Origin of the sequence: Nitrosopumilus oxyclinae (assembly GCF_013407165.1) — an archaeon.
Classification (GTDB): Archaea; Thermoproteota; Nitrososphaeria; order Nitrososphaerales; family Nitrosopumilaceae; genus Nitrosopumilus; species Nitrosopumilus oxyclinae.
Map to the genome: position 1 here is coordinate 1,332,083 of NZ_CP026994.1, position 23,420 is coordinate 1,355,502.

At 33.8% G+C, this 23,420-nt stretch carries 28 protein-coding genes; 18 read left to right on the top strand and 10 right to left on the bottom strand.

Annotation, left to right across the window (positions count from 1 at the left end):
• Positions 1-84: 84 nt before the first annotated feature.
• On the bottom strand, positions 85-447 hold the full coding sequence (locus C5F49_RS08060) for a hypothetical protein (RefSeq protein WP_179362466.1): 363 nt from the start codon (positions 445-447) through the stop codon (positions 85-87).
• A gap of 113 nt (positions 448-560) precedes the next feature.
• Positions 561-1,124, bottom strand: coding sequence for a methane monooxygenase/ammonia monooxygenase subunit C (locus C5F49_RS08065; RefSeq protein WP_179360580.1), 564 nt, complete (start codon positions 1,122-1,124; stop codon positions 561-563).
• Positions 1,125-1,377: 253 nt separating this feature from the next.
• Here C5F49_RS08065 and C5F49_RS08070 point away from each other — a divergent pair, with 253 nt between their 5' ends.
• From C5F49_RS08070 to C5F49_RS08080, 3 genes are all read left to right on the top strand, one after another.
• The gene (locus C5F49_RS08070) at positions 1,378-1,947 is read left to right on the top strand and encodes a methane monooxygenase/ammonia monooxygenase subunit B (RefSeq protein ID WP_179362467.1); all 570 of its coding nucleotides are present in this window, start codon (positions 1,378-1,380) and stop codon (positions 1,945-1,947) included.
• A gap of 96 nt (positions 1,948-2,043) precedes the next feature.
• The gene (locus C5F49_RS08075) at positions 2,044-2,358 is read left to right on the top strand and encodes a hypothetical protein (RefSeq protein ID WP_179362468.1); all 315 of its coding nucleotides are present in this window, start codon (positions 2,044-2,046) and stop codon (positions 2,356-2,358) included.
• 38 nt (positions 2,359-2,396) lie between these two features.
• The gene (locus tag C5F49_RS08080; RefSeq protein WP_179362469.1) at positions 2,397-2,930 is read left to right on the top strand and encodes a hypothetical protein; all 534 of its coding nucleotides are present in this window, start codon (positions 2,397-2,399) and stop codon (positions 2,928-2,930) included.
• Positions 2,931-3,092: 162 nt separating this feature from the next.
• Here the strand turns inward: C5F49_RS08080 and C5F49_RS08085 are convergent, their stop codons facing one another.
• Together C5F49_RS08085 and C5F49_RS08090 are read right to left on the bottom strand one after the other, a co-directional pair.
• The gene (locus C5F49_RS08085; RefSeq protein WP_179362470.1) at positions 3,093-3,362 is read right to left on the bottom strand and encodes a hypothetical protein; all 270 of its coding nucleotides are present in this window, start codon (positions 3,360-3,362) and stop codon (positions 3,093-3,095) included.
• A gap of 141 nt (positions 3,363-3,503) precedes the next feature.
• Positions 3,504-3,836: a hypothetical protein gene (locus C5F49_RS08090; RefSeq protein WP_179362471.1), complete on the bottom strand. Its 333-nt coding sequence runs from the start codon at positions 3,834-3,836 to the stop codon at positions 3,504-3,506.
• A gap of 124 nt (positions 3,837-3,960) precedes the next feature.
• On the opposite strand from C5F49_RS08090, the gene C5F49_RS08095 reads away from it, so the two are divergent.
• The 14 genes from C5F49_RS08095 to C5F49_RS08160 all read left to right on the top strand — a co-directional run bounded on the left by C5F49_RS08095 (position 3,961) and on the right by C5F49_RS08160 (position 16,046).
• Positions 3,961-4,410, top strand: a complete 450-nt coding sequence (locus C5F49_RS08095) for a 30S ribosomal protein S15 (protein WP_179362472.1) — start codon at positions 3,961-3,963, stop codon at positions 4,408-4,410.
• The gene (recJ, locus tag C5F49_RS08100; protein ID WP_179362473.1) at positions 4,410-5,831 is read left to right on the top strand and encodes a RecJ family nuclease; all 1,422 of its coding nucleotides are present in this window, start codon (positions 4,410-4,412) and stop codon (positions 5,829-5,831) included. The genes C5F49_RS08095 and recJ overlap by 1 nt, the downstream gene beginning before the upstream one ends.
• Entirely contained in the window at positions 5,794-6,036 is a 243-nt protein-coding gene (locus tag C5F49_RS08105; RefSeq protein WP_179362474.1) for a KEOPS complex subunit Pcc1, read from the top strand. The genes recJ and C5F49_RS08105 overlap by 38 nt, the downstream gene beginning before the upstream one ends.
• Positions 6,036-7,301, top strand: a complete 1,266-nt coding sequence (gene serS / locus C5F49_RS08110) for a serine--tRNA ligase (protein ID WP_179362475.1) — start codon at positions 6,036-6,038, stop codon at positions 7,299-7,301. Before C5F49_RS08105 ends, serS begins: the two co-directional genes overlap by 1 nt.
• A 40-nt stretch (positions 7,302-7,341) precedes the next feature.
• A complete protein-coding gene (locus C5F49_RS08115; RefSeq protein WP_179362476.1) occupies positions 7,342-7,953 on the top strand; it encodes a 30S ribosomal protein S3ae in 612 nt (203 codons plus the stop codon).
• Positions 7,954-7,980: 27 nt separating this feature from the next.
• Positions 7,981-8,409, top strand: coding sequence for an RNA-binding domain-containing protein (locus tag C5F49_RS08120; protein WP_179362477.1), 429 nt, complete (start codon positions 7,981-7,983; stop codon positions 8,407-8,409).
• A 186-nt stretch (positions 8,410-8,595) separates the two neighbouring features.
• A complete protein-coding gene (locus C5F49_RS08125; protein WP_179362478.1) occupies positions 8,596-10,053 on the top strand; it encodes an NAD(P)/FAD-dependent oxidoreductase in 1,458 nt (485 codons plus the stop codon).
• A gap of 40 nt (positions 10,054-10,093) precedes the next feature.
• On the top strand, positions 10,094-10,888 hold the full coding sequence (locus C5F49_RS08130) for an AAA family ATPase (RefSeq protein WP_179362479.1): 795 nt from the start codon (positions 10,094-10,096) through the stop codon (positions 10,886-10,888).
• Positions 10,889-12,451 carry a vWA domain-containing protein gene (locus C5F49_RS08135; RefSeq protein ID WP_179362480.1) on the top strand — a complete coding sequence of 521 codons (1,563 nt, stop codon included), beginning with the start codon at positions 10,889-10,891 and terminating at the stop codon, positions 12,449-12,451.
• 80 nt (positions 12,452-12,531) lie between these two features.
• Complete coding sequence (locus C5F49_RS08140; protein WP_179362481.1) at positions 12,532-14,073, top strand: pyridoxal-phosphate dependent enzyme; 1,542 nt, start codon at positions 12,532-12,534, stop codon at positions 14,071-14,073.
• Between the two features lie 5 nt (positions 14,074-14,078).
• Complete coding sequence (locus C5F49_RS08145) at positions 14,079-14,534, top strand: ASCH domain-containing protein (RefSeq protein ID WP_179362482.1); 456 nt, start codon at positions 14,079-14,081, stop codon at positions 14,532-14,534.
• Between the two features lie 64 nt (positions 14,535-14,598).
• A complete protein-coding gene (locus tag C5F49_RS08150; RefSeq protein WP_179362483.1) occupies positions 14,599-15,162 on the top strand; it encodes a TATA-box-binding protein in 564 nt (187 codons plus the stop codon).
• Positions 15,163-15,177: 15 nt separating this feature from the next.
• Positions 15,178-15,399: a hypothetical protein gene (locus tag C5F49_RS08155; protein WP_179362484.1), complete on the top strand. Its 222-nt coding sequence runs from the start codon at positions 15,178-15,180 to the stop codon at positions 15,397-15,399.
• 71 nt (positions 15,400-15,470) lie between these two features.
• Positions 15,471-16,046 carry a hypothetical protein gene (locus C5F49_RS08160; RefSeq protein WP_179362485.1) on the top strand — a complete coding sequence of 192 codons (576 nt, stop codon included), beginning with the start codon at positions 15,471-15,473 and terminating at the stop codon, positions 16,044-16,046.
• A 1-nt stretch (position 16,047) separates the two neighbouring features.
• On the opposite strand, the gene C5F49_RS08165 is transcribed toward C5F49_RS08160, so the two are convergent.
• Together C5F49_RS08165 and C5F49_RS08170 are read right to left on the bottom strand one after the other, a co-directional pair.
• Positions 16,048-16,743: a hypothetical protein gene (locus tag C5F49_RS08165; RefSeq protein ID WP_179362486.1), complete on the bottom strand. Its 696-nt coding sequence runs from the start codon at positions 16,741-16,743 to the stop codon at positions 16,048-16,050.
• Positions 16,744-16,789: 46 nt separating this feature from the next.
• Positions 16,790-16,966: a hypothetical protein gene (locus C5F49_RS08170; RefSeq protein WP_179362487.1), complete on the bottom strand. Its 177-nt coding sequence runs from the start codon at positions 16,964-16,966 to the stop codon at positions 16,790-16,792.
• A gap of 126 nt (positions 16,967-17,092) precedes the next feature.
• On the opposite strand from C5F49_RS08170, the gene C5F49_RS08175 reads away from it, so the two are divergent.
• The gene (locus C5F49_RS08175; RefSeq protein ID WP_179362488.1) at positions 17,093-17,434 is read left to right on the top strand and encodes a P-II family nitrogen regulator; all 342 of its coding nucleotides are present in this window, start codon (positions 17,093-17,095) and stop codon (positions 17,432-17,434) included.
• A 164-nt stretch (positions 17,435-17,598) separates the two neighbouring features.
• Here C5F49_RS08175 and C5F49_RS08180 read toward each other — a convergent pair whose 3' ends face one another.
• The 4 genes from C5F49_RS08180 to C5F49_RS08195 all read right to left on the bottom strand — a co-directional run bounded on the left by C5F49_RS08180 (position 17,599) and on the right by C5F49_RS08195 (position 23,419).
• On the bottom strand, positions 17,599-17,838 hold the full coding sequence (locus C5F49_RS08180; RefSeq protein WP_179362489.1) for an Lrp/AsnC family transcriptional regulator: 240 nt from the start codon (positions 17,836-17,838) through the stop codon (positions 17,599-17,601).
• A gap of 138 nt (positions 17,839-17,976) precedes the next feature.
• Entirely contained in the window at positions 17,977-18,939 is a 963-nt protein-coding gene (gene dusB / locus C5F49_RS08185) for a tRNA dihydrouridine synthase DusB (protein ID WP_179362490.1), read from the bottom strand.
• 57 nt (positions 18,940-18,996) lie between these two features.
• Positions 18,997-21,168, bottom strand: a complete 2,172-nt coding sequence (locus C5F49_RS08190; RefSeq protein ID WP_179362491.1) for a thrombospondin type 3 repeat-containing protein — start codon at positions 21,166-21,168, stop codon at positions 18,997-18,999.
• A gap of 82 nt (positions 21,169-21,250) precedes the next feature.
• A complete protein-coding gene (locus C5F49_RS08195) occupies positions 21,251-23,419 on the bottom strand; it encodes a thrombospondin type 3 repeat-containing protein (RefSeq protein ID WP_179362492.1) in 2,169 nt (722 codons plus the stop codon).
• Position 23,420: the final 1 nt, after the last annotated feature.

Sequence of the window (23,420 nt, forward strand, 5' to 3'; positions counted from 1 at the left end):
TATATAAAATTTTAGAGTGTGATGAAGATCGTTAACTAAAACTAAAAAGGAAAATGAAAAAGAAGTGTCTGAAGGGGTTTCCTTCTAGTTACCAACGAATAGAGTTATGAAGATAGTACCTGCTGTAACTGCGGCAATACTGCCTGCTACGATACCATTACTATTCTTATTGGAACCTTCTTCCATGACTTTAACACAGAAGATGTAACCTATTGCCTCAATGATTGTCAATACGATGAATGCAAAGTGACCACTTGGGGTTGGATATGCCCATGGATAATAGAAATATCCTGCTGCAGTTCCACCAAAAGTTGCTAACCATGCTGCCCAGAATGAAATAGTTATCATACCAGTCATGTTTTCAACGCGTCTACCAATCATTCGTTCTACATCGGCACTTGATGATCCACCAGCGCCGCCAGAACCGAATCCTTTAGGAAGAGTCATTCTGGAATTATTCTAATTCAGATTCTTTTAAGTCTTTCTTAATTGAATAGGACTTGTACGATCTACGTCGTTTTTTAAAAAAATAAAATAAAAAATGTGCTAATGCACTTTTTCTAAGGAATTGCTCTGCTGTACAATTTGCCTTCTAAGGCCATCTTGTACATCTCTGCAACGTATGGGTTCTCTCCAGGAGTTTCTGCACCAAGTTCTACGAGTCGAGCATATACTCTAACTACGTATGCTAGTGCACCCATGAAAGCCACTACGACTCCCATGTTAAACATCCAATGGTTTGGAACTGCAAATATTTCTTCTACAAACCAGAAATGCCACATCTCATTGACACCAATTGTAAACATGGTTGCAAGGTAACCAAGAATGGTCATCTTCAATCCAGTGTTCATTGAATTATTTGGGCCTCTAAGAACTGGGATTTTTCTATCATAGATTGCTGCTGCTCCCCATCCAAGTGGTAATGTGATGAAGTGGGAGTATAGCCACCAGTGAGCTGGTGTGAAAGCACTATCTCTGATAGAGGTTTGATGCAAAGAACCATCAACGAAGTTATCAACTTCGACTGATGCTGCAGTAGAACCCATAGCAATAACGATGAGCCAGATTTTCTTTAGTCTCTGGATCTCAACTTCTTTTGGGATTAATGCGGGCATCTGTGCCATGTACACCATCATGTGAATTCGGAATATAAAGTAAGAGTTTTAGAAGACGGTAATTTTTTCCAATTTATCATAATATTCTAGAAATAATATAGAAATATTACATATTTTTACTTTTAAAATACTAGAATTTAGTCCATTTTTTTATCAATTTCATTGTTATACATCAACGATATACAATGAATTCAATATCGATCCTCGTTGTTAAGGTAAAACATATAACGACGTGTTTTGTTTCCTGACTTTAGGGATAACTATGGTCGAAAAAAGAATTTTCGTATTTGGACTAGCTGTAGTACTTGCACTAGGAACTTTAGGTTTCAACTGGGTTGAATCCATACTTCCAACTGCAGATGCACACGGTGTCCAAGCACAACTCCAGAGTCGTTTCATCAGAATTGAGGATGAAACCTTCAACAGACAATCCCTACAAACTGGCGAAACCTTGACACTTCAAGGAACTTTAGTTAGTTTAGTAGAAAGAGACCTAAGAGGATGGCTATCCATTTTCACAGAGTCAACCAACGCAGGTAACAGATGGGAGATGTTGGCAAGAGATCCACCAGGAAACGTCTTTGACATTCCAGGTAACTCAGTCATCGATTACTCACTATCTGCCAAAGCACTTGAAGCAGGTGTATACCACGTACACACCCAACTCAATGTAGCAAAAGTTGGTCCAGGACTAGGTCCAGGTCAAACAGTAGTAGTTGAAGGAGATCCAATTATCAAACCAATCCCATATACTAACATCGCATATCAATCAATCATTATCGGTGTTGGATATGTCATTACGTTTGCAACACGACCCTGGCAAGTAATCTAAACAACCCACTTTTCCTTTTCATTTATTAGATTCTTCTTTACGGTTTCCGTAAAACAATAAACCAAGTTTTATTTTCTAGAAAATAATAATAAAAATATGCTAAGTTTTAAGATAACAAAATTAGATATTTTTCAAAGTTATTTTTTTGGAGAAATTGAATTCCGTTCTGACAAATACAAAGTAAACATTCAAAATCAAAGAAGAGGAAAAGTTCTAAAACTACCTTTTGAGATAAAACCAAAAAATGAAAAAATTGTAGTAAGAGTATCAGGAGAAGGAGGTTTGTTTATGGAAGATTATCTTCCTTACAAAGGAGAATCAGAATGGTTAGAAATCGACTCTGATGAAATAACATACTTTCTTGCAGATCATCAAGACCAATGTGACACCATTGAAATTATGTATGAATAAGAGAAAGGACTTTAAGGAATCTGGTCAAAGTCATCACGATGAAATATCCTGGGATGGGGGATCCATACAAGAAAAAGAAAACTATAAGATTTCTTTTGATATCTGCAATCATAGCAGTATCAATAGGATTAGGGAGTACTGTCATTCAAAGTCAACTAAACCAAGACAATCCTCTCAAAGTCTGTATTGATGATAGAGAAACCCCATACAAAATGAAAGTCACTTTGGAGTTAATTATAGATGGTCTTCCAACACCAATTCCTGCCAATATTAACGCCGGATTAAATGAAGGAGAATGTAAAAGGACTATGTACACTCTAACAGATGATGGGACCATCTATGTTGAATGGGAAGAGGATTATTCATGGGAAATTGGTCACTTTTTGTGGATGTGGGATTTCCCTCTAAGAGACATGGATCAAGACAAATCAACATTTTATGTCAATGATAAAGAATCATCACAATTCATCAACACCCCACTACAAGACGGATACCACTACAAAGGAGTATTCACTACAAAGGATTATGATTCATCCAAAGACAAAGACTTCCTACCAGAACTAGAAAAGTAGAATTAGCAAACTTTGTAAAAAACTAAATTCAAAAAATAAAATATTCTAAAACCATATCATTGTCAATAACATAAGCAGAACCCACATAATTTTTAGATTTTAAAACATCATAGTTTTCACTAAAAGGTATTAAAAATAATGAAAAGATGAAAGTTGGTAATTTTACCAGTATTTACCGTTGTCTGGAATGAGACCGATACCTTCTCTTTCGAAGTGTCTGTCTAATTCATCAACCCATCTCTCACGGTTGTCTTTGTAAGCCCAGCCGTGTACACGTAACCAGAATGAAATAATTCCAAGAAGGAATACTGTGAACATAATGGTTCCGAAGATGTAAATCATTACATCGTAAAACAATGGATCATAGTTTGGTCCTAGTTGTCCTGTAATTGAAGACAGGATGCTTAGGAAAGTACCTACGATAGGAATCATAATAATTTGGCTCTATTTGTGCGATATATACATTTCTTTTATTTTCAGAAAGTACGAGATCAGTATTCACCAAGAATAAAAATAAACGAATTCAGTTTACACTAAGAAAAGATAATAAAATAAGAGAAATATGAGGTTTGTTTATCCTCTTCCCATTGCTGCGTATTTGCCTGATCTTCCTCTTAAGAAGAAGGCTCCTGCAATACCACCGAATACTGCACCTGCAATAACTGCTGCACCAACTACACCACCTGCATCAAGATATGGAGTTCCTGAGCCAGATGCTGGGTTAGCTTCTGCTGCTGCGATTCTTCTTGTTTGAATCTCAAGTGCTTCTTCTAATGTGTATGATCCGGTTTGTCCTTCACTACCGACATTACCCATGTACTGTGCAAATGCTACTGCACTTTCTGCATAGAGTCCTATAGTGAATACAGCGATTAAGGATGCTGCTAAGAGTATTTTTGTATTCATACGATTTACCTGCTCGTTTTGGCGGACGAGAGATATTTAACTTTTATTCTGAACACCAAATTTCGATATAATGTACGAGATCAGTATAAGTAACGTTTAATTCTGTTCTATATTGAGCCAAATCATGGGACGAATGCATACACACAGACATGGGAAATCACACTCCATTAGACCAGCAACACTTCGTGCACCCTCATGGATTACACAAAGTCCTGCAGAAATTGAAGAATTAGTAGTTAAATATTCTAAAGATGGTTTGACTCCAAGTCAAATCGGAATTAAATTAAGAGATCAACATTCCATTCCTCTGATTAAACCAATTACCAAAAAGAGCATGGGTCAAATTTTAGAGGAAAATAAATTGCAAGCTGAGATGCCTGAAGATTTAGGAAATATTGTTACAAAAGCAGTAGGTCTTCAAAAACACCTCAAAGCAAACAAAGGAGATAACAGAAACGTAAGATCTTTGGAATTAATTGAAGCCAAAGTTCACAGACTATCAGTCTACTACAAAAGAATTGGAAGAATTGATAAAACATGGAAGTATAAATCCGTGGTTGCTCAACTAGAGTAATGACAAAATCGCTAGATGAATCACTTTCATTTTTCAAAGATAAAATTATAGATTGTATAAAATCAAAAAAATCTATTTCTGTTACAACACATATTGATTGTGATGGATTAACATCAGGAAGTATAATCACTAAAGCCCTAATCAGAGCAGGAGCTAATTGTACAGTTAGAACATCAAAGGAATTTAGTAAAAATGTTCTAGAGTCATTCAAAACAGATTCTAGGGATTTTCATATAGTTACTGATCTTGGAGGAGGTTTTGCAAATGAATTAGACAAAACATTAGGAGATAATTGGATTGTTTTAGATCATCATCAAATTCCAGATGAAGAATTAGATAATCAAAATGTCATAAATTCTTGGAAATATGGAATTGATGGTGGAACCGATATTTGTGCTGGAGGAATGGCATATCTAGCCTCAGAAGCACTAGATGAAAGAAATTCAGATTTGTCTGCAATTGCTATCGTTTCAGCTTTGGGAGATAGACAAGACCAAGGAGAAAGAAAATCATTTACAGGTAAAAATTTTGAAATTGCAAACATCGCCAAAGAACTAGGTTTAGTAGATATCGATTTAGACTTGCTATTAGTTGGGAGAGAAACAAGACCTCTTGCAGATTCCTTAGCATTTACATCTCAACCATTTATTGAAGGGTTAACCTGGAACAGAGAAGCATGTTTTTCACTACTAAAATCATCAGGGGTTAATCTAAAGGAAGAAGGCAGATGGAGAGTGCCAGCAGATCTTAACGAGGAAGAAAAAAGACAAGTTATTGAATCAATTACAAAATTTGCATCTGGGAAAAATACAACAGAAATAATGTCAGAATTAATTGGATATACCTATACATTTCCAAGAGAAGACAACAGGAGTTTCTTGAGAGATGGACGAGAATTTTCAACAATGTTAAACTCTTGTGGTAGAATTAATCGTTCAGGGGTTGGAATGGCAGTATGTATGGGAGACAGAAACAAAATCCTACGAGAAGCTGAAACCATCCTAACAGACTATAGAAAAATGATAAGAGAATACATGAATATTTTATCAAATGAAAGATGGAGAATTTCAGAAAGTGAGACATGTGTAATGGTCAATGGCGAAGACATTGTTCCAGAAACAATGACAGGAACTATTTCATCATTAATTGCAGGATCACCTAAAAATTCTGGAAAAATTGTAATTTTGAGAACCAAAGGAGAAGAGAATACGATAAAGTTCTCATCAAGGAAATCTTTTGGATGTACATCAGACATCAATCTTAGTGAAATAATGAGAAATGGAGCTGAGAGATTTGATGGTATTGGAGGAGGTCATAATGCTGCTGCAGGAGCCAAAATAACTAAAGACAAATTGGATGAATTTCTCAACTATTTAGAAGTAAATGTCGTTAACGTGCCAAGTTCAAGTAATTCTCAATAATATATCAAAAGAAAAAGCCGAAACGGTGAAGAAAGCCTTAGAACCAGACAATGTAGATTTTCCAGAAGGATTGAGTCTTTATGTTGAAAATATTGATAACAAACTAGTTTTTAATTTTGAAAGTAAGAAGAACATGAAACAGCTTACAAGTACGGTTGATGAAGTTATGGAACACATCCAAGTTGCTCTAAAGGTGATTGAATAGTGCTAGATCCTAAACTAATCAAAGAGAAACCGCAAGTAATTCGAGATATGCTCAAAGCAAGAGCGGTTGATTTTGATTTAGATGCACTAATAGAATCTGATCAAAAAAGACGTGAATTTATTATCAAAACAGATGAGTTAAGAAAAAAGAAAAATGAGATAGGTATTCAAATTGCTCAAAAGAAAAAAGCAGGAGAAGATACAACTCAGATTTTAAATGAAATGGTTCAAGTTTCAGCTGATCTTACAAAATTAGAAACAGGTCAAGAGATAGTTGAAAATAAATATTCTAAATTAGCATTAACCATTCCAAATCTCATTCATGAAACAGTTCCTATTGGAGCAGATGAGAATGCAAATAAAGAAATCAAAAAATGGGGAGAAATTCCAAGTTTCGATTTTAAAATAAATGACCATATTGATATCTCTGAAAATTTAGATTTAGTAGACCTAGAAAGAGCTGCTAAAGTAGCAGGAGCTAGGTTTTATTATTTGAAAAACGATCTTGTTAGATTAAATCAATCATTAATTCACTATGGATTAGATTTTCTGGCAAAAAAAGAATATTCACTTGTTCAACCCCCATACATGATTAATCGAGAATCTATGGAGGGAGCTGTAATTGCGGATGATTTTGAAGAAGTAATCTACAAAGTTGAAGATGAGGATCTATACCTGATAGGAACATCTGAACACGCTATGGCCGCAATGAGAGCAAAAGAAATTCTAGAAGGGAAAGAATTACCATTAAGATATGCAGGAGTTAGCCCATGTTTTAGAAAAGAGGCAGGAGCTCATGGAAGAGATCAGAAAGGAATTTTCAGAGTTCATCAATTTGACAAAATTGAACAATTTGTATTTTCACGACCTGAAGATTCCTGGAAAGAGCATGAAAAAATGTTAGCAGTGGCTGAAGAATTTTATCAAAACTTGGAAATTCCTCATAGAGTAATGTTACTATCATCAGGAGACATGGGAAAGGTTTCTGCAAAGACATACGACATTGAAGCTTGGATGGCAGGGCAAAACGCATACAGAGAAATTGTTTCATGTTCAAACTGTTTAGATTATCAAGCAAGGAGATTGAAGATTAGATTTAGAGATAAGACAAATGAAGATACACAGTACTTGCATACTCTAAACAGTACTTTGATAGCTACTACCAGAGTTTTAGTATCAATAATGGAGAATTTCCAAACCAAAGATGGCCACATTAGAATCCCTAGTGTTTTACAGAGTTACATGGGAAATCAGAAAGAGATCTAGTGATATACCCTTATATTTTGGGTTCAAAGGTCGTTAATAATTGGCACGTAGAAAAGGTCGAGTAAAGGACAAGTGGCGAGAAAAACGCTGGGTTACAGTATATGCACCAGATTCATTCAACAATGTTCCAATCGCATATGTTCCAATTACAGATGACGAAAATGCAGTAGGTAGAGTCATTGAAGTGACATTATATGATATTCTAAAAGGAGATCCTTCACAACATCAATACAAAATCTATTTCCAAATTAACAAAATTGATGGAGACAAGGCTACAACAATCTTCAAGAGATATGAGTATTCAAAAGAATTTTTGCGTAGTTTAGTAAGAAGAGGATCATCAAAAATTAATTACAGTATTGATATTAAAACAAAAGACGGATATGTCTTTAGAATCAAATTATTGGCTCTAACACATAGAACATTAAACACATCCAGACAACATGCTCTAAGATTAATTGCACAAGAAGTAATTAACAAAACAATTCCAGAGATGACAATTGATCAATTTGTTCAAGCAACATGCTACAGTAAAATTAATTCAGACATTATGGCAGCATTCAAGAGAGTAATTAGAGTAAGACATGTAGGTCTTGAGAAAGTAAAACTCATCAGAACTGCAGACAAAGAAACAAAATTACTAGAAGCATAACCTACAAAGTTATTCTTTTACAATATCATGGTAGATAAGATTGAAATTACAATCGACGTAATTGTTCATGCAACAGAAGATATTTCAAAAATTTTTCAATCTTTTGAAGATGTTTTGAATCTCAAAGAAGACGATTTTACAATTGAAGAAACAGAAGGACATTATGAAAATCCAATCACCATGTTAAAGGCAAAAATTGTAAAAAAACAGGCTCAAAATTTAATGAGTAAAATGCTTGAACTATTAACAGATGAACAAATCAATGACTTAACTGAAGAAATTGAAGAAAGAACAGAAAATTCCAAGTTCCACATGAGACTAGACAAACAGGAATTGATCAAAGGCAATCTAAAGATTAGTGAAAAAGAGACAATAAAATTAAAAATTCATACACCAATTTACAACAAAAAAGACACAATCAAAATATTTACAGAAATTTTTCATAATGTCAACTAGATTAAATAGGAATAAAACAAGCATACAATTTGGGAATGAGGAAATATTAGCCGCTCCAGTCTGAGCGAAAGCTTTGAAGACGCCGCGACGAACCGACCCCTTTTATCGATCAATAATTTTGAGTTATTGATTTTACAGACTATTTGATGGTATTATTTTAAATACCGATAGACAAACCCCAATATCGTGGCAGATTATGATGTTATAATTGCAGGTGGAGGTCTAGCAGGTACAATTACTGCACAAGCTGTTTCTCACTATTCAAAACAAAATTTGAAAATCTTAATTGTTGATAGAAATACAGAATTTTTACCAGGTCGAAAATCACTAGCTGGATGGGTATGTGGAGATGCATGCTCCAAAGAAGCTGTTGATTTTATGACAGAAAGAATCAAAGTTGAATGGACCAAACCAGAAATTGAACATGATGTAAAAGGAGTAATGGCATTCTCCCCAGATAAAGAAACCTCAATTCCATTTGACGGTGATGGGTTTATGTTAAATCGCCAAAAATTACCAGAAATTCAAAATGAAAGATGTAAAAAAATGGGAATTGAATTTGAATATGAAATTAATCTCACAGGTTTAATTTACGAAGGACAACAAGCAGTTGGAATTCAAGGAGTAGATAACAAAACAAAACAACCATACAAAAAAACATCAAAAATTGTAATTGATGCAACAGGAGTCACATCAATGCTTAGAAATGGTCTTCAGAACTCTACTAAAGTAGAAAAAAGAATCGATAGACGTGATTTAGAATCAACTGGAAGATACATCATGCATTTTGAAAAGGGTCAAAAAGATCTTACTGAATTTGATCCAGATTATTGCATTATTCATTTAGATCAAGACATTGCACCTGGAGGATACGGATGGGTATTTCCAAAGGGAGAAACTAAAGTTAACATTGGTTTAGGAGTTGAAAAATCTCTACTAGATAAAAGAAACAAACGATTAGGGAAAAAAGATAATGTCGAATCCTTGATGAAAGAATATCTTCACAGAAATACTGCAATTAAAAATGCAAAATTATCAGAAGAACCTCAAGATATTAACAATAATTCAGGAGTTTTCCAAGTTTCAGTTAGAAGACAAAACGACTGTATGGTTTCAGGTGGATATGTGATGGTAGGAGATTCAGCATGGATGCCAAAACCAATTGATGCTGGCGGTATTGGCCCCGCTTTAATTGCAGGTACAATTCTAGGAAACAATGTAGCCCAAGCATTAGAAGCAAATGATGTTTCTGAAGCAGGTTTATGGCAATACAATTTAGATTACATCAAAGAGTACGGATACAAAACTGCAGGTCTTGAACTCTTTAGACGATTAATTCAACAAATGTCTAATGAACAAATTAGTTATGGAATGAAACACTTTTTGGGAAAACTTGATGCTGAATCAATTAGTAAAGGTGAACATCCAGACTTTTCAGGATTAGGAAAGATTGGAATGATAATTAGAGGTGCAATGAATAAAACAGTTGCAGACGGACTCAGATATACCTCTAAAGAAAATCAATGGTTAGTTGAACATTATAATAATTATCCAAAAGATCCGTCAGGATTTAATGAATGGAATAAAACACTACATCAAAGACTACAGGAAGCATTTACAAAAATAGAATCATTTGATTCTTAGATCTAATATTAAATATTGTAGAATTCATTGAAAACATACTTTGGTAGAAACTCAATATCTTGACTGGAATAATTCAATTCAAATTCTAAACAAAGCATATGAGGCAGGTCTTTTTGTACTCATAATTGGTCCAAAAGGGACTGGAAAGACATCTCTAGTAAGGGATTTTGCCAGAAATAAAAACATCAATTTGGATTCTATCAATTTTAGTTTAAGAACTAGAGAAAGTCATTTGGTGGGTACTAAAACACTAACAGATGGAACAGTTAGTTTTGATGAAGGTCTGTTGATCAAATCAATGAAAAGCGGAGACATACTATACCTAGATGAAATCAATTCAGCAGAAGCAGATGTTTTACTCAGGTTGGATGAGGCATTAGATGACAGACGTCAAATTGTCTTAAAAGAATCAACAGGTGAAGTAATCAAAGCAAAAGAAAATTGGTTTGTAGTTGCAACAATCAATCCATTAACACATAGTGGAACAAAAGAATTACCACCACAATTACTTAGTAGATTCCCAGTACGAATTAGATTAGAATATCCGCCAGAGAATATAGAATTAGAAATTATTAAAAAACATGTTTCAGGAAATCACGAATCAGAAATAATTCAGGCAGTTAAACTAGCAAATACATTAAGGCAGGCTGCAGCAGTTGAAGAGTTATTTTATTCGCCAAGCTTAAGAGAAACAATTGCTTTTGCCAAATTATTAGATAAGGGTATGGCAGCAAAAGAAGTAGCTAAAATTGTTTTTGGAAATGTCTATACACAGTGGGGCGATATAGAGTATCAAAAAGTAAGCGACATCATAACTTCAATGTTTGGAAACTAAATGCAAGCAATTCAATTACAAAATGATTCTTTAGTTGAAATAGCAACTTTTCTTGTTAGAAGATGGTCTGAAAATGAAAACATAATTGTAGAAATTTCAGATAAAACAGAAACAAAAACACGTCTAAATGAAAACAAAGTAATCTTAACTCCAATGGAAAAACGAATCGGGAATGATTTTCAAAAATATCGTCAATTTAGAACATCATTATGGTATGAGGCCATGAGAATAAAATACTGTAAAAAAATCCTCAGTGATGATCATGCATTTGGATTTATTCTCAATGCAATGGAATCTCAAAGGATTGAAAAACTGGGAAGAAAGATTTGGAGGGGTATGGATGAAGAGATCATTTTCAATTATACGTATATGCTTGTAGCAAGACCACAATTACACACAGTATATGGGAAAGCAAGGATTGTAGAGGCATTTTATCAATATTTTATGTTTGGAGCATTGAAAGGTGAAATTCAACCAAGTGACTTTGAAAAAATAAAAAAAGCAGTAGTTTTTGCCAAATCAATTGTTAATCAAGCAATTGAAAAAAAACAAAATACCGATTGGATTGAAAAAAATATCACTGAAATAATAAAAATATTAGATATTGATTCTCTTCTAACAATTCCAATTTCTCTGCCTTTTATGAAAGCTGGAATGGCATTATCAGAAGAAGAATTACTTAAAGTACTCAAAATAATTTCTAAAAATAAAGAAGGTGATTTGGGTACAATTGATCCAAAATCAGTAATTAAAGGAGAGGATGTTTATGATGAATACAAAGTACTATTAGATGAAAATAAAAAAACAGAAAATAAAGGATTGGCAACTGAAACAATAGGAATTCAAATTCCATCAATAAGAAATGTAGACGAAACAACAATCTATGATATGAGTTTGATTAATGGATTAAAAACAAAATTCAAAGAATGGAAAACTGGTTGGAAAGAACAACATCTTAGTTCAGGAGATGAATTTGATGAGGAAAATTACATTGAAGGTAATGAGCCATTTTTTACAGATATTAAAAAATCAATTAAAACAAAAATTGTCATTCTATTAGATCATTCATCCAGTATTGCATCAGATTCAATTGAATATAAAAAAGCAACTTTAGCATTATGTGAAGTATTATCTTTTCTCAAAGTGAAATTTGCAGTTTATGCATTTAGCACTGAAAATAGATCAATGGTTTGTTGGTCAATTAAACCAGAAAATGTAAAATGGAATAGTATCACTGCAAAAAGACTAACACAAATTGTTGCTAACGGTTCAACACCATTAGCTGAAGTTTATGATAAAATGTTTCCAATTTTACAATCAAAGAGACCAGATATTTTTTTGACATTAACTGATGGAGAACCTGCAGATCCTGATGCAGTAAGAAATATGAGTAAATCTTTCAAAAATTTAGGAATTAGCATGGTGGCTTTAGGATTAGGCCCAAATACAGTTAGAGCCATTACTATAGCAAATAATCTCAAACATTTAGGATATGAAAAAACTATGGCGGTTAGTAGACTAAAAGATATTCCAAACAAAGTTATTGGTATTTTAGATGTATGAGGTAAAATCAAAAATGAATCAATCCCAAATAATATCAGATATTTTATATGAGCAAAAAATTGACTGCACCTAGAGAAAATATGTCAGAAACTGATTATGATAAACCTCTACTGGAAAAATTTGAGCAAGAAATTTGGAGTAAAATTCCACATTTAGAAGGAGACAAAGTAGTCAATGCAACACCACTCATTGATCTGACAAAAGATCTAAAGGAATGTGCAAAAAATCTCTACAAACTAGACATTGCAGATTTAGACTTGAAAGTGTATGGAAAATTTGATGCTAATTTAGTATCAGGTTCAATCAAAATCAGACCAGCAATTCACATTATGCATGATGCAATTAAAACTGGGAAATTGAAAAGTAATCAAACAATTATTGAAGCAACATCAGGGAATTTTGGAATTGCACTTGGACAAATGTCAAAATTAGGTCTCACTGTTGTTTCACTTGTTTCAAGGAAATTACAAGAAGGAGTCTTTAAGGAATTAAGGGATGAAAATATTCGAATAATGGATTTGGATATGGATATTTGTCCCGCTCCTGGAATGAAAGATAGTGATGCTGATGCATTAAAAGCAAAAGCAACGGCAGCAAATATTCGTTCTCAATTAGCCGAATTGGGTTTTGATCCTACAATTTACGATAAATCAATTTCTGAAGTTGAAACACTATTGGCAGCGCAAGACATTATCAATCTTGCAAAATTACTTTCAAAAATGTATGGATGTTTTTGTCCAGAACAATATGATAATGAATTAAACATTCAAGCTCATAGAACAATTACAGCAGTAGAAATTGATCAACAATTACATGAAAATGGGGATTCATTAGAAGATTATAGAATTGTATGTTCTTTTGGAACAGGTGGTACATCTGGAGGATTAAGTAAATACATGAATGAAAAATATGGTAAAAAGGCAATTCATGTTGTATTCCCAATTCCAGGTCAAGATGTAGCAGGAATTAGAACAAAAGCAAAGGCAGACGGATTAAAATTGTATAATCCAGAGGCATATGCTGCTCAACATGAAGTTGATTTTGGACAAGCAAAGCACTTACTCAAATTCTTTGTAGACAAAGGTCATGATATTGGTGAAAGTACTGCATTGGCCCTATATTCAATTCTAGAAATGCTCAGTAATGGGGATAAAGGTAAATTTGTAGTTGTAGTTGCAGACGGTATTGAAAAATATAGGAAAAATCTAGAAGCAATGTCAAGTAATCAGCGTATGCAAGTCTCATTAGATGAAGCATCAGCAAGTGTACAAGATTATGATAAAATAATATGGGTACATACATCATATACTCCAAAAGAAGAAGGGATTGAAATGATTGCTAAATCTCTAGGAATAGATAAAGAGAAAATTGCAATACCCAAAGCCAGTACAATTAATCAATTGTTATCCACACAACAAATTCCTGAAGAATTAAGTAAAGATCTAGATGGCTCTAAAGGTAAATCGTTGTTAATTTGTATGGCTGGAAACACATCATTAATGACTGCTCAAGTACTTGCAAGTAAGGGCATCGTAACTGAAAGTTTGAATGGAGGCATAACAAATTTACCAGAAGGACAAGGTAAAAACCCAGGTCAATATATTAAAGCAGCCACCGAATAATAGATTTGAAATGTCTTTCAGTTTCACAACCATTTGCTGATTTAATTATTTCAGGAAAAAAAACTATTGAATTAAGGAATTGGAATACAGAATTTCGTGGAGAATTTTTAATTCATTCTCCACTAAAAATTAGGACAGATGATTCTAAAAGATTAAAAATCAATAAAAAATTTATTACAGGTGCAATCATTGGCAAAGTAGAGTTATACGATGTTAAAAAATATAATTCATTAAAAGAAATCAAATTAGATCAGAAACATCATTTTGCATCAAAAAAATTTCAAACTAAAACATTTGGTTTTATGTTAAAAAATGCTAAACCATTACGAATTCCAATTCCATGGAAAGGTCAATTGGGAATCTTCGATGTAAACATTCCAAAAACAAAAATCAAAAACAAAGAAATCGTATCAGACATCATAGATGAAGAATATCGTTATCAATGGATTGGACATCATTAGAAAATTAAAAATCAATAAAAAATTTGACTAGTATATATAAAGGCCATATATAAAGTCCCTCGTTATGCCTCAAACCAAGCCTATTGTTAGTGTTGAAAATGTCGTGGCATCAGCATCAGTAGACCAAAAGATTGATCTTATTGAAATTACTAAGAAATTTCCAGATACTGAATATAATCCAGAACAATTTCCAGGACTTGTGTTTAGATTAACAAAACCCAAAACTGCAACTCTAATTTTTAGAACTGGGAAAATGGTGTGTACTGGAGCAAAATCTGAAGAGATGGCAATTAAAGCTGTGAACACAGTCGTTCAACAATTAAGAAAAGGCAAAGTCAAAATAAAAAAAGATGCAGTAATTACAGTTCAAAATATAGTCGCATCAATTAATTTGGGTGGAAAAATTCATTTAGAAAAAGCAGCTCGAACATTACCTAGAAGCATGTATGAGCCTGAACAATTTCCAGGACTAATTCATAGAATGGTAGATCCAAAAACAGTCTTATTGTTATTTGCATCAGGAAAATTAGTGTGTACTGGAGCAAAGAATGAATCAGATGTTTATCGTTCAGTTCACAATGTACATGCACTATTAGAAGAAAAATCTCTAATGATTTATGATGAATAATTTTGATTTATTAAATTGACTAAAGATATTTTTGAGGATGAAAAAATTAAATTAACTCCTGAAAAAGGTTTTGATTTGGTTGGTATTGATTATTTTGCAGAGCCTGGTAATCAATTGTATTTAGTAGAACATTTTGAAATGTATCAAGATGCTCTTAATGCAAAAAAAGATCGAAAAATTCAGGAAGAATACTTTGTTCTTTACAAAGGAACAGGGAATGAATATTTCTGTAGATAGATTAGAAAAATCATAAAACTTTACTAAATTTTACACAATCTCTTATCATTTAGTTAAAAAATTTAGAAATAGTGTCTGATGAAGTAAGGGATTTAATTGATACACTATATGAAAAAGAAAATCCAATCCAAACTCAACAAATAACTAAACAAATGAATCGTAAAAGTCCAAAAGCAAAATATCAAATTTTTGATGAATCAGAGTTTACACGAGGGAGAGAAGTCCTAGGTGATCTTATTGTTCATGGTATGATAGCCTCAGGTGGCACAGATATTGACTGGTTAATTGAACATAGAGGGGGATTCATTATTTTGGAATTTAAGGGATTTCATAACGACAAAATCAACATAGCAAAAGGGCAAATGATAGCTTATGAAAAATTACATGAAAAATTAAACATGGCAACAAAATGTTATCTGTACGTTGTCGGATGTGATGATATTGATTTTTCTAATCCAGATTCGACAATATGGATTTTTGAAATGAATCAATGGAAATCAGGTGCAATACCCAAAAACACTACAGACATCTATGAAAACGATGTAGGTAAACAAAACAAATTCATTGTTTATCGTGAATATATGAATGAGATAAGTGTAGAAAAGTTACGAGATTTAGTAGACTCACATTGGAAAGAATTTGAGTAAATTATGCAGTAAATGAAAATGTGTTTGATTTTATTTCTTTACCATCATCTACTGTAATTGTATAAGTGCCAGATTTTTCCCATCCTGAACCTCCTGCAATAGCTAAAGTTGAAAATCTTCCATCACTTTTTAATGATACTTGTTCTGCCCACACAATTTCATTGTTTTGATTCTTTATTGAAAGATTCACAGTTCCTTTAGAAGTAGACACTCCACTAATTGAAATTAAATCCTTTTTGCTGTAGGATTTTAAATCAGTTTGAATTGGTTGTGAAATTGATGTATTATCAGATGAAGTATTAATTGTAGTGCCAGTTGGAAGACCATTAAGAGAAACTGCTGCTGCAATAATTATTACTAAAGCTAATCCACCAATTCCAAACATAATTTTTTTATTTTTTGATTTTGAATACGATATTCTTGGGACTTGGGTTTGGAATGATTGAGTTTGTTGACTAGATTGAATTTCAGGCATAATCACATCAGGAACCGATGGTTTTTCTGCAACTGAAGGTGTTGGAGTAAATTCAGGTTTTTTTCCTAGATGTTTTTCAGCTAATTGTCGGACATAATTTCTTTCATAATTACTTATAACTTCATTATTTTCACATGCTCTACAAATTTGCTTTAGAATTCTGTCATCTCCAAAATCCTTATCCAAAAGAGCTTTTACATCATCCAACAATGGATCTGTCATGTGTATTTTCTCTCAAATTGATTATTTATGAATATATGTCAGAAAGCTATTTTGCATAGATTTTTTGGGCTTGTATTATGACTGTTCTAATGTAATCCTTAGCAGTTGAATCAGTAACCCCCATTTGCTTTGCTCTTTGATAAAGATCAATTTCTTTAGGATTTAGCAAATAACACTTCAAAAGATAATTGAGCCTATGAGACCTTTTTTCATCACTTTTCATAATTTTATTTTTCTCAGATACTAAAAAGGTCAGAGGATTATGACATAACCAACTAGAGCCATAGTATCATAATATTTGAATAAAAACATATGATCTTTTTTAAACAATACGAAAATAAGAATGCAAATGAAACGAATTGAGGCAACGGTTCAATCAACCAAAGTTGGGGCAGTAACTGAAGCAATAAATGATATTGTTGGAGGATACACCGTTTTGGAAGGTAAAGGTAGAGGTTCTGGAGCCAGACAAGAAATGAGATCTGGGAGAGGAACTGGTACTGTTACTGCAGAATACAACCATGTTGCATATGTTACTACAATAGTAGATGACTCAGACGTAGAGAAAGTTTCCACAGCAATTGCTGATGCATCTTTTACGGGCAAAGGCGGAGATGGAATTATTGCTGTATCCAATGTGGATAGCGTTCTGAATATCGCATCTAAAAAGAGTGGTTCTGAAGCCCTCTAATCATTTTCTTTTATTAAAATTATAAAATATTAGAATTAATGTAAATTAAACTGCTGAGAGGAATGGTGAATAAACCTCTCAGGGTGGTATCCCTTTGGGGGACATGTTTTTGAAGGGATGGTATAGTATTACAATTTTAGTATAAAAGCATAGGATTTTGAAGATTATTGTTGACCTTCAATTCCCATCAAGGTTAGTGTTGATCTAATTTTTGGAATTTTCCTAATTTTCCATGTAATAGTCTCTCTCAGTGCTTCTACTTGGCTTGATTCTACTTTAGCCAGAATATCATATGCACCAAAGGTACCATGTACTTCAACAACACCTTCAATAGACTTTAGTTCTGAAATAACAGATTCTTCAGAACCTAACTCACAGTTTATGAGAACATAAGCTGTTGCCATTATAATTCAATTCCTATTTTCATACACAAAATACACTCTGGAAATATATAAGAATAGTCCATTTTACTTAAAAATTCAATTAAAATTGAATCATATGATAAACAAATGTAAAGAAATTTTATTTAATTTAAAATATTTCTAAGATAAAGAATATGCATCTTTCATAATTTTTTCTAATTCTTCAATATTTTTTGAAAGAGTAATTTTGGAGCGTAATTTTGAACCGCCTTTCATCCCTTTAGTAAACCTCATGGCCTGACCCTTAATGTTTGCAAATTTTATCTTATATTGATTTGTAATGTGTAAATAATCAAAAAAAGAATCTAATCTATCTTTGAATGAATATTCATTGTAAGAGTTAGTTTTTAGATAATCATTTATTTGTTCAAACAAAAACGGATTACCCATTGCCCCTCTACCAACCATCACATAATCACAGTTCGTATGATCAATCATAGTTTTAGCATCTTCAGGAGTAGTGATATCACCATTTCCAACAATTGGAATACTGGAAATTTCTTTTAACTCTTTAATTAAATCCCAATCAGCAATTCCAGAATATCCTTGACTAACAGTTCTAGGATGCAATGTGATCATTTGGATTCCTTCATCTTCAGCAACTTCGGCTATATCTCTAAAGAGAAATTTACTTGCATCTGTAACTCCAGAACGAATTTTTAAAGTTACAGGTTTTTTAACAGCATTCACAAGTGTGTTAAAAATTTGTTGAGTTAGATTGACTTCTTGCAGTAATGCACCACCTGCCATTTGTTGAGTAATGTGAGGAGCTGGACAACCCATGTTATAATCAATAATGTCAAAATATGGCTCTACAATCTTTGCGGCTTTCTCTAACGCAGGAAGATTAGAACCAAAAAGTTGAATTGAAAGAGGGCGCTCATCATCAGAATATTCAATGAATTCTTGAATTGTTTTCATTCTTTCTTTGAGTTGACTTTCTTTGGCGATAATACTATGAATATTTGTAAATTCTGTTACAACTAATCCAGCACCCATTTTTTTACATTGTAAACGAAGTGCAGGATCACTTACACCTGCCATAGGTGCTAAAAATGCCCTACTAGAAAATTTTGGAAGCATATTCAAACTTTACAAACTGAATATATTTATCATTCAAAAATATACCAAAAAATTCTATTAATTATCTGGGCAACCGTCTAAATCTCGGTCACCATCATAATCCTCAGGATCAAGAGGACATAGATCTTCATCATTAATGATACCATCTAAATCATCATCATGGACAAATCTTTGTTGTTCTGGAGCAGTATCAGGGCAACCATCATGATCATTGTATTTGTTCCATGTTTCTGGGCTTGTTGGACATGAATCAATTGCATCCCAATATCCATCACCGTCAGAATCAGGTCTAGTAGGAGTGGTAGAATCTGCTGCTAATACATCAGGACAACCGTCCCAATCCAGATACCCGTTAAAGTTCTCTTGTTCATCAGGGCATGCATCTTTTCTATCATCTATTCCATCTCCATCAACATCTGCAAATATGTAAGAAGGTATTGTACTAATGATAGAGTCTGGACAACCATCATTATCTTGATAGAAATTATAAGTTTCAGGTTCTAGTGGACATGCATCAGAGATATCAACAATTCCATCCTGATCAGAATCTATTGTAAATACTAGTTTGTCTGGACAACCGTCTTTGTCTTGGAAACCATTGAATGTTTCTGGTTGAGCAGGACAAGAATCTAGAATATCAGGAATTCCATCACCGTCAGAATCTGCTGTACGTTTGTTATCATGAATTTGATCTGGACAACCATCATTATCTAGATACCTGTTGTAAGTTTCTTTAGAATTAGGACATTGATCTATATTATCAGTAATACCGTCAAAATCAGCATCACCATAGGAATCATATGCTATAGCATCTGGACAACCGTCTTCATCTTGGAAACCATTGTATTTTTCTCCAAATGTAGGGCATAAATCAAATTCATCTGGAATTCCATCGTAATCAGCGTCGGGTAAAGCAGATTTTGAAAATCCGGTAATATCAGGACAACCGTCAGTATCTAAGAAATCATTATAATTTTCTGGTTCGTTTAGACATTGATCCCATCTGTCATCAATTCCATCACCATCAAGATCCGGAAATATGTAAGATGAGATGATAGAGCCAGCTGAATCGGGACAACCGTCACCGTCTTTGAAGAAATTATAAGTTTCAGGTTCTAGTGGACATGCATCTGAAACATTTGGAATACCATCTTGATCAGAATCAAGAATGGAATTATATTTATCTGGACAACCGTCACTGTCTTGGAATTTATTGTAAGTTTCTGGTTGGTTTGGACATTGATCTAAATTATCAACAATACCATCACCGTCAGTATCATATGTTACTGAACCATCAGCAATCAAATCAGGACAACCATCAGTATCTTGGAATTTATTGTAAGTTTCTTTTGAATAGGGACACAGATCAAATTGATTTAAAATTCCATCACCGTCTGAATCACCAGAAATTGAAAGTTCAATTTCATCTGGACAACCGTCTTCATCTTGGAATTTATTAAAATTTTCACGTTCGAATGGACATGCATCTACAGAATCAAGAATACTATCATAATCAGAATCAATCAATCCATTAGAATCAGCACCAAGAGTATCTGAGCATCCATCCCAATCCAGATATCCATTAAAATTTTCTGGTTCGTTTAGACATTGATCCCATCTGTCATCAATTCCATCACCGTCAGTATCTGGAAAAACGTAAACAGAATTAACAGTATCAACACTATCAGGACAACCGTCTAAGTCTAGATAGAAATTATAAGTTTCAGGTTCTAGTGGGCATGCATCAAGTCCATCGGAGATTCCATCTCTATCACTATCTCTCAAATTTGAAGCATTATCAGGACAGCCGTCTTTATCATCAAATCCATTGAAAGTTTCTGGTTGGTTTGGACATGAATCCATAAAATCAGGATACCCGTCACCATCAGTATCAGTAATGCCTTGTTTACCTTGAGGAGATAAATCTGGGCAGCCGTCTTGGTCTTGGAATTTATTGTAAGTTTCTCTTACAGTAGGACAATCATCAATATGATCTTGAATTCCATCAAAATCAGCATCATACCATGGAACAAAATCTGCTGGACAACCGTCTATGTTGTTACCATATTGAGGATCATAATCTTCTAAAAGATGAGGACAAAAATCAAGACTATTTGGAACGCCATCACCGTCTGAATCTATTGGATCAGCAGCAAAAGCACTAGATGGCAACATTCCGATTGTGGAGGTAAGTAAAAGTAAAAATCCTAAAAGATATTGTTTTTTCATTCTATCTGACTCCGCTATTATCATGTATTTATTAAGTCTCACGTTAAATAGATTCTTCTAAAATTACAAATTAGTAAAGAGATTATGGATCAGGGCAGCCGTCTAAATCTCGGTCACCATCATAGTCTTCTGGATCGAATGGACACAAATCTTCATCATTGATGATACCGTCTAGATCATCATCATGGACAAATCTCTGTTGTTCTGGAGCAGTATCAGGACAGCCATCCCAATCTAGATATTTATTCCAGGTTTCTGGACTTGTTGGACAAGAATCAATCACATCTGGATAACCATCAGCATCAGAATCAGCATATGTAGGAGTTGTTGATTCTGCACCCAAGACATCAGGACAACCATCAAAGTCTAGATAATCATTATAATTTTCTGGTTCATTGATACATGAATCCCATCTGTCTTCAATTCCATCACCGTCAGTATCTGGGAATTGATATTGTGCTTTAACAGAATCTGCAGAATCTGGACAACCGTCTGAATCTAGATATCTATTGTAAGTTTCTGGTTCTAATGGACATACATCAAATACATCAGGAATGCCATCACCGTCTGAATCTAAGTTTGAAGCAAGTTTATCAGGACAGCCGTCACCGTCTTGGAATTTATTGTAAGTTTCTGGTTGATTTGGACATGAATCAACGATATCAGGAATACCATCACCGTCTGTGTCGGCAGTCATTTTATTATCAGCAATATAATCTGGGCAACCATCAGCATCTTGGAATTTATTGTAAGATTCTTTTGCATGAGGACATTGATCTACATCATCATATATGCCGTCACCGTCTGAATCTCCAATGGTTTTATAATCAACACTGTCAGGACAACCATCTTCATCTTGGAAATCATTGTATCTTTCAGCTAATAATGGACATTGATCTAAATGATCTGCCAATCCATCATAATCAGCATCAAGCATATCACCTGCAGTTGTTCCTGGTACATCAGGACAACCGTCAAAGTCTAGATAATCATTATAATTTTCTGGTTCATTGATACATGAATCCCATCTGTCTTCAATTCCATCACCGTCAGTATCTGGGAATTGATATTGTGCTTTAACAGAATCTGCAGAATCTGGACAACCGTCAAAGTCTTGGAATTTATTATAATTTTCAGGTTCTAATGGACATGCATCTAGGGAATCAATAATTCCATCACGATCTTTATCAGAATTTGAACCACTGTCAGGACAACCGTCAGAATCTTGGAAACCATTGTAAGTTTCTGGTTGGTTTGGACAACGATCTAAATTGTCAATAATTCCATCACCGTCAGTATCAAATGCAAATTTGTTGTCTGCAACATAATCAGGACAGCCATCAGAATCGAGATATTTATTATAAGTTTCAGGACTAAACGGACAAGAATCTAAATTGTCATAAATGCCGTCACCGTCAATATCACCTGTAAATGTCAATTGTAATTCATCTGGACAACCGTCTGAATCTTGGAATTTATTATAATTTTCTCGTTCGAATGGACATGCATCTACATCGTCAGGAATTCCATCATAATCAGCGTCTGGTGCTTGTAAGGAAGTAACACCTGGTACATCAGGACAACCATCAAAGTCTAGATAATCATTATAATTTTCTGGTTCATTGATACATGAATCCCATCTGTCTTCAATTCCATCACCGTCAGTATCTGGGAATTGATATTGTGCTTTAACAGAATCTGCAGAATCTGGACAACCGTCTGAATCTAGATATCTATTGTAAGTTTCTGGTTCTAATGGACATGCATCAAGACCATCAGATATTCCATCACGGTCTGAATCCTTTTGAGTTAAAGCATTATCTGGACAACCGTCTTTATCATCAATTCCATTGAAAGTTTCTGGTTGGTTTGGACAGGAATCCATGAAATCAGGATAACCATCACCATCAGTGTCTGCAATTCCTTTTGGATTAACAGGTGATATGTCAGGACAACCGTCTTCATCTTGGAATTTATTGTAAGTTTCTTTTACAGTAGGGCAATTATCAATATGATCTTCTACACCGTCAAAATCAGCATCATACCATGGAACAAAGTCTGCAGGACAACCGTCTATGTTGTTACCATATTGAGGATCATAATCTTCTAGAAGATTTGGACATTGATCTAAATTATCTGGTACACCATCACCGTCTCTATCTATTGGATCAGCAGCAAACACACTAGATGGCATCATACCTATGGTAGAGGTAAGTAAAAGCAAGAATCCTAAAAGATATTGTTTTTTCATC